Below are 12,837 nucleotides of genomic sequence, written 5' to 3' on the forward strand. Positions count from 1 at the left end.
CGGCGGCTGAGGCGCGGGGCCCGGGGCAGAGCCCCGCGACGTCAACCCCGCCTCCGGCCTCACACCCCGTCGGGATCCGCCCGCTGCAACGCCGGCTTCGGCGCAGACCCGGCCGCCAACAGGAAATCAGCCGCCGCGGTATCGGTGACCAGACTGGTCACCAGCCCCGACCGCAACACCGCGTCAATGGCGGCAGCCTTCCGCTGCCCACCCGCGATCGCCACGACCTCCGGTATCCGCCGGAGGCGATCCGCCTCGACGGTGATGCACCGCTCCCCCAGGTCACGCCCGACCCGACGCCCCTGCGCGTCGAAGAGATGCGCGGACATCTCGGCGGCGACGCCCAGGGACGCGTAGTGCGCGCGCTCCTCGTCGCTCAGCATGTCGTGCACGGTCGAGATGCCCGGCTCCCAGGAGCCGATGGACACGCACGCGACGGTGACCTTGTCGAAGTACTCGAAGGCGCGGGCGATCCCCGTCTGGTTGCGCAGCGCCGCCGCCGTCGCGGCGTCCGGCAGCAGCATCGGCGCGTAGATGGGGTGCGCGTCGCCGCCCGACACCTGCGCGGCGCGGCGCACGGCCTCGACCGATCCGCGCTCGGCGGTCCCGGCGTCGTACACACCCGTCAACTGCACCACCGTGCACGGCGGAAGCCGGTCGAGGGCGGCCGCCATGTGGATGGTGGAGCGGCCCCACGCGAGGCCGAGCACATCGCCCTCGGTGACCAGCTCGCCCAGCAGATCGGCCGCGACCTCGCCCAGGTTCTCCGGGTCGGGGGACTCGTCGACCTCGGCCGGCGACTCGACCACGACCGCGTGCCGCAGCCCGTAGCGGGCCCGCAGCGCGTCGGAACGCTCGGCGTCCAGCTCGGCAGGGACCCGGATCTCGATGCGGACGAGATCCCGCTCGAGGGCCGTCTCGAGAACCCGCGCCACCTTGAAGCGGCTCACGCCGAACTCCTCGGCGATCTGGATCTTGGACTTGTTCTCGAGGTAGAAGCGACGGGCCATGGCCGCCGCCTGCACCAGCTCCGCGGGTCCCATCCGCAGGGCCGCCCGTCCCGCCGATGATGCGGACACGGCGTTCTCCTCACTTCTCTTACGTCACGAATTACGTCACGAAACTTCTCTTAAGCCATGAATTCGACTGCTGCTCATGAATCGACTCACGATTCGACCGCTGCACACAACCTGCATACGCCGTTCATCCTTGCAGATCCGACGCGGTTGATCAGCCCCGATGGACGCCGTTCATGTACCGGTGGCTCAGTGGTCGCACGCCCAGGCCGCGGACGCCGTGGCGCCCTCCGCCTGGGTGCGCAGTGCACGTACCGCCTCCGCCGGATCCTTCGCCCCGTAGACGGCCGAACCGGCTACGAAGACGTCGGCGCCCGCCTCGGCGCACCGCTCGATCGTCGCGGCGGACACTCCGCCGTCGACCTGCAGCCAGAGCTCCAGGCCGTGCTTTCCGATCAGCTCACGGGTGCGGCGGATCTTGGGCAGCATGATGTCCAGGAACGCCTGCCCGCCGAATCCCGGCTCAACCGTCATGATCAGCAGCATGTCGAGCTCGGGGAGCAGGTCCTCGTACGGCTCGATCGGTGTCGCCGGCTTCAGGGCCATCGAGGCGCGGGCGCCCTTGGCGCGGATCTCGCGCGCGAGCCGGACGGGGGCGGCGGCGGCCTCCGCGTGGAAGGTGACGGACCCGGCACCCGCTTCGACGTACTGCGGGGCCCAGCGATCGGGGTCCTCGATCATCAGGTGGCAGTCCAGCGGGGTGTCCGTCGCCCGCGCCAGCGACTCTACGACCGGAACCCCGAGGGTCAGGTTCGGGACGAAGTGGTTGTCCATGACGTCGACATGGAGCCAATCGGCGCCTTCGGCGGCCTTTGCCTCGTCGGCAAGGCGGGCGAAGTCCGCGGACAGGATACTGGGGTTGATCTGCACGGCCATGCCCCAAGCGTGCCATGCCCCGGCCCCCCGCTCCGCCTCGGTCCGTCCCCATACCCGAGACCGATACCGAGCCGTGCCCGCCCGTGCCATTCTTGGCGGCTCGCAGGAGGGGCCGGCCCAAGGCCCCCGGGGGAGCACCGCGCACGACGCAGCGGGGGACGCCATGGCGGACGAGCAGAGCACGGTGAGCACGGCGCCCGAGCGCCGGGGCGTCGCGTGGCTGGTGTGCGGGCGGCGCAGCAAGTGGCTGGTGCTGCTGCTGTGGCTGGTCGTCATCGTCGGCACGGCACCGCTCGCCCAGAAGCTCACCGACGCCCAGGACAACGACGCGCAGTCCTGGCTGCCCGGCTCCGCCGAGTCCACCCAAGTCCTCGACCTGTCCAAGGACTTCAGGCCGGAGACCATCCCCGCCGTGGTCGTCTACGCGCGCGGGGGCGGGCTCACCGTCGCGGACCGGGCCCGGATCGCCAAGGATGTCGCCCAGATCAAGCAGTTGAGCGCCCATGGCGTGCGGGGCACGGAGACCCGCGGCCCGCTCTTCGACAAGCGGCCGGGGCCGTCCGCGGCCCAGGTCTACGTCCCGATCACGATGGACTCGAAGGGCTGGGAACGGATCGCGCCCGCCGTCGACTCCATCCGGGACGAGGCCGGTACGTCGGCGGACGGTCTGCGGATCCACATCACCGGCCCGGGAGGCACCTCGGCGGACTTCTCCGAGGCGTTCGAGGGCATCGACTCCACGCTCCTGTTCTCCGCCCTCGGCATCGTGGTCGTGATCCTGCTGTGCACGTACCGCAGCCCGTCCCTGCTGCTCGTACCGGTGCTGAGCGTGGTGGCGGCGCTGTTCACGGCGCAGGCGCTGATCTATCTCCTCGCCCAGCACGCCGGGCTCACCGTCAACGGGCAGAGCGCGGGCATCCTGACCGTCCTCGTGTTCGGCGCGGGGACGGACTACGCGCTGCTTCTCGTCGCCCGCTACCGCGAGGAGCTGCGCCGACACGAGGACCGGCACGAGGCGATGGCCCTTGCCCTGCACCGGGCGGGCCCCGCGGTGCTCGCGTCGGGCGCGACGGTCGTCCTGAGCATGCTGGTCCTGCTGACGGCCGACATGAACTCGACGCGCGGCCTCGGTCCCGTCGCGGCGATCGGCGTCGCCGTCGCCCTGCTCGCGATGCTGACGCTGTTCCCGGCCCTCCTGGTGATCTTCGGCCGCTGGCTGTTCTGGCCGGTGATCCCGCACGTCGGCTCGCCGGAGCCCACCGAGCGGGGCGTGTGGGCGCGCACCGGGCGAAGGATCGCGCGCCGCCCGCGCCTGGTGTGGATCGCGACGGCGGCGGCGCTCGCGCTGCTCTCCCTCGGCCTGATCCAGCTGAAGGCGAGCGGCATCAGCAACGCCGACTCGTTCACCGACAAACCCGACTCGATCGTGGGACAGGAGATCTCGGCGGAGTACTTCCCCGCGGGCACCGGCGACCCGCTGGTCGTCGTCGCGAACCAGGCGCAGGGCGAGCAGGTGCGGCGCGCGGTCGCCACGACGGAGGGCGTCGTGCGCGGCAGCATCGGCGTGCCACCGAACACCAAGCCGGCGGCGGACGGCCGGATCCTCTTCGAGGCGACGACGACGGCTCCGTCCGACAGCCAGGCCGCCAAGGACACGGTGGACCGCGTACGGGCCGCGGTGCACGACGTGGACGGCGCGGAGGCCAAGGTGGGCGGCGGCACCGCGGCGCTGCTCGACATGGACCGGGCGACCACGCACGACAACAAGCTGGTGATCCCGCTGGTGCTGGTGGTCGTCCTGCTGATCCTCGGCCTGCTCCTACGGGCCCTGGTGGCACCCCTGTTGCTGATCACGACGGTCGTGCTGTCCTTCGCGGCGGCCCTCGGCATCAGCGCGCTGGCCTTCCGCCACCTCTTCGACTACGCGGGCGAGTCGACGGACTTCCCGCTGTTCGTCTTCGTGTTCCTGGTGGCGCTCGGCATCGACTACAACATCTTCCTCACGACCCGCATCCGTGAGGAGGCCGCACGCCAGGGCACGCGCTCCGGCGTCGTCACGGGCCTGGCCGCGACCGGCGCGGTGATCACGTCGGCGGGCCTGGTCCTCGCGGGCACCTTCGCGGCCCTCGGCACGCTCCCCATGGTCGCCTTCGCGGAGATCGGCTTCGCGGTGGCGGTGGGCGTCCTCCTGGACACCTTCGTGGTGCGCTCGATCCTGGTGACGTCCTTGTTCCTGGACGTGGGCTCACGGGTGTGGTGGCCGAACTCTACTGAGCACATTTCAAGCCCCTCCGGCGATTGAGGAGCGGGGTCCGGGGCAGAACCCCGGTCTTTCAACCCCGGCCGGCCGCAACGACACCTACGCCGTACGCCGAATCAACGCCAAATACATCGCATCGGTCCCATGCAGATGCGGCCACAACTGCACATCCGGCCCCTCCCCCAACGCCGGCACCCCCTCCAAAAACGGCCGCGCATCGACGAGTTCCGCCCCCGCGACCTGCTTCAGCACATCGTCCACGACCGCCCGCGTCTCCGCGAGGTGCGGCGAGCACGTCGCATACCCCACGACACCGCCCACCCGCACGGACTCAAGTGCCTTGCGCAGCAACCCCCGTTGCAGCGGACCGAACCCGTCCAGGTCCTCGGGCCGCCGCCGCCACCGCGCCTCCGGACGCCGCCGCAGGGCCCCAAGTCCCGTGCAGGGAACGTCCATCAGGATCCGGTCGAACGTCTCGGGCCCCCACGGCGGCCGCGTCCCGTCCGCGGCCATCACTTGGTACGGCCCCGGGTTCCCGGCCAGCGCCTTCGCGACGAGCCCGGCCCGGTGCGGCTGCTTCTCGGAGGCGAGCAGCGTCGCGCCCCGCTCACTCGCGAGCCCGGCCAGCATGGCCGCCTTGCCGCCGGGGCCCGCGCAGCCGTCGAGCCACTTCTCGTCGCGCCCCTCGATCGGAGCGTTCGCGAGTGCGATGGCTACCAGCTGACTGCCCTCGTCCTGCACGCCGGCACGGCCCGAGCGCACGATGTCGAACGAGCCCGGCTCACCCCCCTCGGCGAGCCGCACGGCGTACGGCGACCAGCGCCCGGGAAGCCCCGAATCCTCGCCCACCTCGGCGAGTACGGCCTCGGCCGTGGTCCTTCCGGGCCGCGCCACGAGCGTCACCTCGGGCCGCTCGTTGTCGGCCTCCAGGAGGTCCTCGATCCCGGCACGCCCGCCGCCCAGCGAGTCCCACAGAGCGGAAACAACCCATCGCGGATGCGAATGCACCACGGCCAGGTGATCGTCGGGGTCCTCGTCGTAGGGCGGCGCGACCCTCTCGACCCAGGCGTCGAGATCGTGCTGCGAGACCTTCCGCAGCACGGCGTTGACGAACTTGGCCCGCCCGTCGCCGAGCACGACGCGCGCCAGCTCGACCGACGCGGACACGGCGGCGTGCGTCGGAATCCTCGTCCCCAGCAGCTGGTGCACACCCAGATTCAGCACATCCAGAACCGGCGGGTCGACCTCGCGCAGCGGCCGGTCGATGCAGGCCGCCACGATCGCGTCGTACGTCCCCTGCCTGCGCAGCGTCCCGTACACGAGCTCGGTCGCGAGCGCGGCGTCCCGCCCGTCGAACTTGTCGGGGCCCTCCTTCTCGCGCGCCTTGCGCAGCAGCGGCGGCAGCACGAGGTTCGCGTACGCGTCCCGCTCGTCCACCGCGCGCAACGCCTCGAAGGCGAGGATGCGCACGGGGTCCTTCTTGGGACGACGGTGGGGCTTGCCGGGCTTACGAGGGGGCCGGCCGGGCTGGTCGCTCAAAGGTGCTCCGCTGCTGGGATCGTACGGGCGCTGCGCACGGTCGCAGACCGGGATCGGTGCTACGTACAGGCAGTACGCCGGGATGAACCCTCCCAGGGTACGTCCCGGCGCCGACAGCGCCCCACAGCGGTCCTCGCGGGACCCGTCAGCCCAGGGTCTCGCCCTCGGCGATCCGGGTGCCGCGCGCCCAGTCCGCCGCGGCCATCGGCTTCTTGCCCTGCGCCTGCACCCAGAGCAGCTCGACGGCGTGCGAACCGGTGCCCACGTAGAGGTTCTTCTTGCCCGCGCTGATCTCACCGGGCGCCAGATCGGTCCGGTCGGGCGCGAGGACGGCCGTGCGCACCTTGAGCCGCTCCCCGCGGAACTCGGTCCAGGCGCCCGGCGCGGGCGTGCAGCCGCGGACGACCCGGTCGACCCGGAGGGCGGGCGCGTTCCAGTCGATCCGGGCGTCGTCCACGGTGATCTTCGGCGCGAGCGTGATGCCGTCGGCGGGCTGCGGCACGGCCTGCACCGAACCGTCCTCGATCCCGTCCATCGTCGCGGAGAGCAGCCCGGCGCCCGCGAACGCGAGCCGGGTGAGCAGGTCGCCGCTGGTGTCGGTGCCCCGGACCGCCTCGGTCACCGTCCCGTACACCGGCCCGGAGTCGAGCCCCTCCTCGATGAGGAACGTGGACGCGCCGGTGATCTCGTCGCCCGCCATCACCGCGTGCTGCACGGGGGCCGCGCCCCGCCATGCGGGCAGCAGCGAGAAGTGCAGATTGACCCAGCCGTGGGCGGGCACGTCGAGCGCGACCTTCGGGAGCAGCGCCCCGTACGCGACAACCGGGCAGCAGTCGGGGCCGATCTCGCGCAGCCGCGCCAGGAACTCCTCGTCGCGCGGCTTGGCCGGCTTGAGCACCTCGATGCCGGCCTCCTCCGCCCGCTCGGCGACCGGGCTCGCGACCAGGCGACGGCCGCGCCCCGCCGGTGCGTCGGGCCGGGTGACGACCGCGGCGACCTCGTGCCGGTCGGAGGCGATCAGGGCATCCAGGGCGGGAACGGCGACCTCGGGGGTGCCTGCGAAGACGAGCTTCATCGGTGGCGTACAGCCTCTCGGGGCAGGGTCACGGGCAGCGCACCAGTCTATGGGCGCCGTGCGGCGGGCGCGTACGGGGCGCACGTCGCGACGTGCGCCCCTCGCATATGCGGATACGCCCGAACAGCGTGACCACTCACCGAATGGCGCGTTGGTCAAGAAAGAGTTGACCAGTCAATGGGCCGCATTCAGTCATTCGTCATCGTCCGCTCGTCGTTCACACGGCGTGCGCTCGTCTTCGTCGGTGTCGCTTGACGCGAGCGTGGCCCGATCCTTTTTCATCGCCGGTTCGAGAGGCTTGTTCATGGCCGACCACGCAACCCACGACGCCCAGGCACGGGCCAGCCTGCATCTTCTTGTGCGGGACATCGAGCGGGTCCGCCGTCAGGTGGACGCACTGCGCACCCTCACCGCACAGCTGGGCAACGTCTACCGCCCGCGCCGCTCAGGCCCCTCCGCGGGGTTCGTCGTCTACGGGAGGGCGCCCGCCCCCACCGTCCGTCTCGCCCAGGAACTGCGCGACAGCGTCGAGACATTGGTCACCGCAGCCGTGGACTTCGACCGTTCGCTGGGGTTCTCGTGGGACGCGGTGGGCTCCGCGCTCGGCGTCACCAAGCAGGCGGTGCACCGCCGGTACGGGGCGCGCAGGGCGGTCACCCAGGCGGCGGCCGAGGCCGAGCGCGGGGCGGAGACCCCGGCGTCGCCGGCCCCCGCCGTGCCGTCCCCCGCGGGGGCCGCGCGTCCCTCCATGCCGATGGGAGCGGGCCCGTTGGTGCCCGTCGCCCGCGCGCTGCCCACCCAGCCGACCGCGGTCACGACGGGCCTGCGCGACGACTCGCGGCCCAGCGCCTTCCCCGGCCCGCGCCACGGCTGAGCCGCCGCGTCGGACACTTCTGCCGCCCCGTGCGCGACCTGGCGCACGGGGCGGCAGAAGTATGTGGCATAGGGTGTCCGACATGAGGCGATGGGTACCCCGTTCGGCCACGACATCGGTCGTGCTGCGCGGAACCCTTGCACTCCTGGTCGCCTTCGTCGGTGTGCTGTGCGTGTTCTCGCGCGCGATGGAGCAGCGGCCGGTGACGGCGGAGCGACCGGCGGTCGCACAGGTCGACACACACGTAACCACGCACGTGAGCGCGCAGGTTGGCTCGCCGACGAGCGCGCAGGCCGGGGCGCGGCCCCAGGCGTCGGCCGCTTCCACGACGCCGTGCGGCAAGGTCAAGGCCGTCGCCGAGTCCGGCACCTCCCGCGCCGCCCAGAGCGAGGCCCACGCGCCCGCGCTCGCCGGCGCCGCCCTGGCCCCCGACGTCACACCGCGGTTCGCCCCGGACGCCGTCCACGCCCGCGCCTGCGGACCGGAGCCACCCCCACCACCCGCCACCCACTCCGTCCTGCGGATCTAGGCCGACCCGTGTGGTCCCGCCTTCCCTCTTCCCGCAGTTGAACGGAGTCCTTCCTATGCGCTCTTCCCGGCGCTCTGTCAGCCGGGCGGGCCGGTCGCTGCTCGCATGGCGGGCTCGACAGTGGTGGGTCGCGGGCGCCGGTGCGCTGGTCACCGCCGCCGTCGTCGGCATCCCGACGGATGTCGTGCCCAACCCGCTGTTCGGCCGTTCCGTCCCCGTCCAGTGGTGGAACTACCCGGCCCTCGCCCTGACCTCGGTCCTCGCCGGACTCGTCCTCGGTACGTACGTCACGGCGTCCCGCACTGAGCGGATGAGCCGCTTCGGCGCGGGGGGCGCGGTGCTGTCGTTCTTCGCGGTCGGCTGCCCCGTCTGCAACAAGCTGGTGCTGCTGCTGATCGGTACGTCGGGCGCGCTCAGTTACTGGGCCCCGTTGCAGCCGCTGCTCGCCGTGGTCTCCGTCGCCCTGCTCGCCGAGGCGGCGCTGCGCCGCCTGAGCAACGCGACGGTCTGCACCCCCGGCCGGGCCCGCCTGACGCGCGGCGCCCGCTCCTGACACCTGCTCCACCTCCTTCGCCTACGTATGCCTACGTAGGCCCACGCAAGGAACTTCCCCATGCCTTCCACCCCCTCCCACCGCCTGCGCCTGTACGTGGCCGGCGGCGTGTTCGTGGCCGCCGCGGCGACCGCCACGTTCGCGCTCACCATGAACGGCGACGCCGACTCCACTCGGAAAGCGGCCCGCGACAAGCCTTCGGCCGCCGCGTCCGTCAGCACCCCCTCCCCGGCTCCCGCCGACGACGGGCTCCTCGCCCTTGCCCGGCGCGACGCGTCCGACGCGCTGGCCGTGGGCCGCGCCGACGCGCCCGTCGTGCTGATCGAGTACGCGGACTTCCAGTGCCCGTTCTGCGGTCAGTTCGCCCGCGAGACCGGGCCCGAACTGCTGCGTCGCTATGTCGACAAGGGCGTCCTGCGCATCGAGTGGCACAACTTCCCCGTCTTCGGCAAGGAGTCCGAGCAGGCCGCCCTGGCGGGCTGGGCCGCGGGCCGGCAGAAGAAGTTCTGGCCGTTCTACGACACCGCCTTCGGCAAGCCGCGCGAGCGCAACGCGGGCGAGTTCAGCACCGAGAAGCTGGTGGCGATGGCCCGCGAGGCGGGCGTGCCCGATCTGGACCGGTTCCGTTCGGACATGGCGGGCGCGGCGGCCCGCAAGGCGGTCTCGCACGACCAGGACGAGGGCTACCAACTGGGGGTGACCAGCACCCCGGCCTTCCTCGTGAACGGCAGGCCGGTCCTCGGGGCGCAGCCGTTGAAGACGTTCGTCTCGACGATCGAGGCTGCGGAGAAGGAGGCGGGGGCCGATGACTGACATCGGCCTGCTCGCGGCGTTCCTCGGTGGCCTGCTGGCGCTGCTCAGTCCGTGCAGCGCGCTGCTCCTGCCGGCGTTCTTCGCGTACTCCTTCACGAGCCGCACGCGGCTCCTCGCCCGCACCGCGGTGTTCTACGTGGGCCTGTGCCTGACGTTGGTGCCCCTCGGTGTGGCCGGGTCCTTCGCCAGCCGGCTCTTCTACGGCCACCGCGATCTGCTCGTCACGGCGGGCGGCTGGCTGCTGATCGCGCTCGGCGCCGCTCAGATCGCCGGGCTCGGGCTCGGCTCGCGGCGCATGGCGCGGGCGGCCGGTGGGCGGCGCACCGGGACGGCTCTGTCCGTGTTCGCCCTCGGCGCGGTCTACGGTCTTGCGGGATTCTGCGCGGGGCCGATCCTCGGCGGCATCCTCACGGTCGCCGCCGTCGGTGGAAACCCGCTGCACGGTGGCCTGTTGCTCGCGGTGTACGCCCTCGGCATGGCCGTGCCGATCTTCTTCCTCGCACTGCTGTGGGACCGCTACGACCTGGGCCGCAAACGCTGGCTGCGGGGGCGGACCGTGCGGGTGGGCCGCTTCTCCCTGCACACCACGTCGGCCGTCGGAGGCGCCCTGTTCATCGTCCTGGGCGTGCTGTTCCTGCTCTTCGACGGCACGTCCGCGCTGCCCTCCCTGCTGAGCACGGACAGCGAGTTCGGCCTGGAACAGAAGGTCTCGGCACTGGGCGCCGCGGTCTCGGACCGCACCCTGCTCCTCACAACGGCCACCGTCACGGCCCTGGCCGCCCTCTACGCCCTCCTCCGCTCGGCCCACCGCCTCCGAACGCCAAAGGGAGACGCTCACCCGGACGACTAACCAACACCACCCACCACCTTCGGCAATCCGCCGGGACACGGCACCCGCCGCCACGCCTCCCCACCCATGGCGGTCGACCGCCCCCGCCTTGGGCAATCTGCCGCCTTGGGCGGCAGGGTGGGCAAGGCGGCGCCCCGGTGCCGCGCAACGGGAACGGCGGCCCCGGCCACGGTGCCGGGCGGCCCCGCGCCAGCCACCGCTCCCGCTCACCCGATGTCGAGCGGATCCACCCGAACCCGTACCGGCTCCCCGGCCCCCCGGGCCATCCGCGCCGCCTGCGCCTGCTTCAGGGCCCGCGCCAGCACCGCCCCACTCCCGGGCGGCACCCGCACCAGCACCCGCTCCCACTGCTCCCCTACCGGCGGCCCCCCGCCCCGGCGCGCACCCCCCGGTATCGCCTCCGGCACCGGAACCGGCCCCAACACCTCCGCGTCCCCCGGCAGTTCCACCGCCCCCATGAACCCGGCGACCGCCTCCGCCGTCCCCGTGACCGCCGCCATCCGTGACACCGGCGGAAACCCGAGTTCCGCCCGGTCCGCGAGCTCCCGTACCGCATGCCCCACCGGATCCCACCGCACCAACGCCTGCACGGGCCGCAACGTGGGCTCGGCGACCACGACCACCGCACCCCCCACCTCCTGCGGCCGCACCAGCGCGGACGCCGCGATCCACCGCCGCAGCGCCTCCTCCCCCGCCCGCAGATCGGCCCGCCCCAGCATCGCCCACCCGTCGAGCAGCAGCGCCGCCGCGTACCCGCCCTCGGCGACCGGCTCGGCCCCCGGCGTGCTCACGACCAGCGCGGGCGTCCCCGGCACCGTGTCGAGCACCTGCTCCCGCCCCGACGTCCGCACCGGCACCGTGGAGAACGCCCGCCCCAACTCCTCGGCGGTGCGCCGCGCCCCGACGACCTGCGCCCGCAACCGCGTCCCCCCGCACTCGGCACACTGCCAGCGCCCTTCCTCGCGCCCGCACCAACCGCACGCGAGCACCCCGGTCGCCTCCCCCGCCTCCAACGGCCCCGCGCACTGCCGGCACCGGGCGGGCTCACGACACCGCTGGCACGCGAGCCGCGGCACGTACCCCCGCCGCGGCACCTGCACCAGCACAGGCCCTTCCCGCAGAGCGTTCCGCGCCACCTCCCACGCGAGGCTCGGCAGGCGGGCGGCCCGCGCCGCCTCGTCGCGCGCCACGTCCCGGTCCCCCACGGTCCGTACGAGCGGAGCGACCCGCCGTACGACATCCCGCGGCGCGCTCACGGCAGCGGCCCACCCGCTGCGCACGAGCTGCGCGGCCTCGACGGTGCAACTCCAACTGCCCAGCAGGAAAGCGCACTTGTCGCGCGTGGCCCGCAGCTCCAGGACCTCCCGTACATGCGGGAAGGGGGCGTGGTCATCGCTGTGGTGCTGGTCCCCGTCCTCCCAGACCACGACAAGTCCCAGGTCCCGAACGGGCGCGAACATGGCCGCCCGCGTCCCCACGACGGCCCGCACGGCCCCCCGCCGCACGGCGAGCCACTCGGAGTACCGCCGCTGCTGACCGGCATCGGCCGTCAGCAGCGCGTGCTGCCCCTCCCCCAACTCCTCCCGTAGCGCGGCATCGACACGCGCCGCGAGCCGCACGGTCGGCACGACGACGAGCGCGCCCCGCCCCGAAGCGAGCGTCGCCCGCACGGCCCGCGCGATCTCATCGGCCCACTCGGGCCCGGGCAGCGCCGTCCACACGGCCCGGGGCGCGCCCCCCGCCGCCAACGAGCCCACGAAATCGGCGCCCCGCTCGTACCGCGCCCAGGAGCCGGCCTCGGGCGCCCCTGGCGGCGCGGGCGGAGCGCGAAACTCCCTGGCCTCCGCCTTGGCGTGCCGCGGCGGAATCGCCAGCTGGAGCACATCGGCAAGGCTCCCGGCGTACCGGTCGGCGACGGCCCGCGTCAGCCCGAGCAACTCCGCGTCGAGCACCGGTTCGGGCGACACCACCTGCGCGAGCGCGGCCAGCGGCCCCTGGTACTCGGCCTCGGCGACCCGCTCGACGAGAAACCCGTCGATCAGCCCGCCGCCCTCACGCCGCCCGTCCCGCACGTTCCGGTTCCCCGCGCCGAACCGCACCCGCACCCGCACGCCCGGCTGCGCGGCGGCGTCCAGCTCCTTCGGCACCGCGTACTCGAAGTACCGGTCGAGATGCAGCACCCCCTTGTCCACGAGCACCCGCGCCACCGGCAATTCGTCCGCCAGCGGCGCCCCCCGCCACGTCCGCGGCTTCGCCTTCGGCACCTTGGCAGCCCGCACGCTCTCCCGGATCAACGCAAGCTGCTCCGGCTCCCCGCCCTCGTCGCCCCTGTCGTCCTCGCTGCTCACACGTGCATTCCTACCAGAGGGCACTGACACAGGCGCCGGTCGGC

11 protein-coding genes are annotated in these 12,837 nt (G+C 73.0%); 6 read left to right on the top strand and 5 right to left on the bottom strand.

Annotation, left to right across the window (positions count from 1 at the left end):
- Nucleotides 1–59 precede the first annotated feature (59 nt).
- Both ACIA8D_RS24190 and rpe read right to left on the bottom strand, forming a co-directional pair.
- Nucleotides 60–1,043: a sugar-binding transcriptional regulator gene (locus ACIA8D_RS24190; RefSeq protein WP_385763194.1), complete on the bottom strand. Its 984-nt coding sequence runs from the start codon at nucleotides 1,041–1,043 to the stop codon at nucleotides 60–62.
- Nucleotides 1,044–1,265: 222 nt separating this feature from the next.
- A complete protein-coding gene (gene rpe, locus ACIA8D_RS24195; protein WP_385763103.1) occupies nucleotides 1,266–1,952 on the bottom strand; it encodes a ribulose-phosphate 3-epimerase in 687 nt (228 codons plus the stop codon).
- Between the two features lie 163 nt (nucleotides 1,953–2,115).
- Here rpe and ACIA8D_RS24200 point away from each other — a divergent pair, with 163 nt between their 5' ends.
- Nucleotides 2,116–4,254: an MMPL family transporter gene (locus tag ACIA8D_RS24200; protein ID WP_399235334.1), complete on the top strand. Its 2,139-nt coding sequence runs from the start codon at nucleotides 2,116–2,118 to the stop codon at nucleotides 4,252–4,254.
- A gap of 57 nt (nucleotides 4,255–4,311) precedes the next feature.
- Here the strand turns inward: ACIA8D_RS24200 and ACIA8D_RS24205 are convergent, their stop codons facing one another.
- On the bottom strand, nucleotides 4,312–5,751 hold the full coding sequence (locus tag ACIA8D_RS24205) for an RsmB/NOP family class I SAM-dependent RNA methyltransferase (protein WP_399235336.1): 1,440 nt from the start codon (nucleotides 5,749–5,751) through the stop codon (nucleotides 4,312–4,314).
- Between the two features lie 145 nt (nucleotides 5,752–5,896).
- Complete coding sequence (gene fmt / locus ACIA8D_RS24210) at nucleotides 5,897–6,826, bottom strand: methionyl-tRNA formyltransferase (protein WP_399235338.1); 930 nt, start codon at nucleotides 6,824–6,826, stop codon at nucleotides 5,897–5,899.
- Between the two features lie 304 nt (nucleotides 6,827–7,130).
- Between fmt and ACIA8D_RS24215 the strand changes: the two genes are divergently transcribed.
- From ACIA8D_RS24215 to ACIA8D_RS24235, 5 genes are all read left to right on the top strand, one after another.
- On the top strand, nucleotides 7,131–7,700 hold the full coding sequence (locus tag ACIA8D_RS24215) for a hypothetical protein (RefSeq protein ID WP_399235340.1): 570 nt from the start codon (nucleotides 7,131–7,133) through the stop codon (nucleotides 7,698–7,700).
- An 82-nt stretch (nucleotides 7,701–7,782) separates the two neighbouring features.
- A complete protein-coding gene (locus ACIA8D_RS24220; RefSeq protein ID WP_399235341.1) occupies nucleotides 7,783–8,229 on the top strand; it encodes a hypothetical protein in 447 nt (148 codons plus the stop codon).
- A gap of 55 nt (nucleotides 8,230–8,284) precedes the next feature.
- Nucleotides 8,285–8,782: a hypothetical protein gene (locus ACIA8D_RS24225; protein WP_399235343.1), complete on the top strand. Its 498-nt coding sequence runs from the start codon at nucleotides 8,285–8,287 to the stop codon at nucleotides 8,780–8,782.
- Between the two features lie 60 nt (nucleotides 8,783–8,842).
- Entirely contained in the window at nucleotides 8,843–9,595 is a 753-nt protein-coding gene (locus tag ACIA8D_RS24230; protein ID WP_399235345.1) for a DsbA family protein, read from the top strand.
- Entirely contained in the window at nucleotides 9,588–10,445 is an 858-nt protein-coding gene (locus ACIA8D_RS24235) for a cytochrome c biogenesis CcdA family protein (RefSeq protein ID WP_399235347.1), read from the top strand. Before ACIA8D_RS24230 ends, ACIA8D_RS24235 begins: the two co-directional genes overlap by 8 nt.
- 206 nt (nucleotides 10,446–10,651) lie before the next feature.
- Here the strand turns inward: ACIA8D_RS24235 and ACIA8D_RS24240 are convergent, their stop codons facing one another.
- The gene (locus ACIA8D_RS24240; RefSeq protein ID WP_399235349.1) at nucleotides 10,652–12,793 is read right to left on the bottom strand and encodes a primosomal protein N'; all 2,142 of its coding nucleotides are present in this window, start codon (nucleotides 12,791–12,793) and stop codon (nucleotides 10,652–10,654) included.
- Between the last annotated feature and the right edge of the window lie 44 nt (nucleotides 12,794–12,837).

The organism is Streptomyces sp. NPDC051684, from assembly GCF_044453445.1.
Lineage (GTDB): Bacteria > Actinomycetota > Actinomycetes > Streptomycetales > Streptomycetaceae > Streptomyces.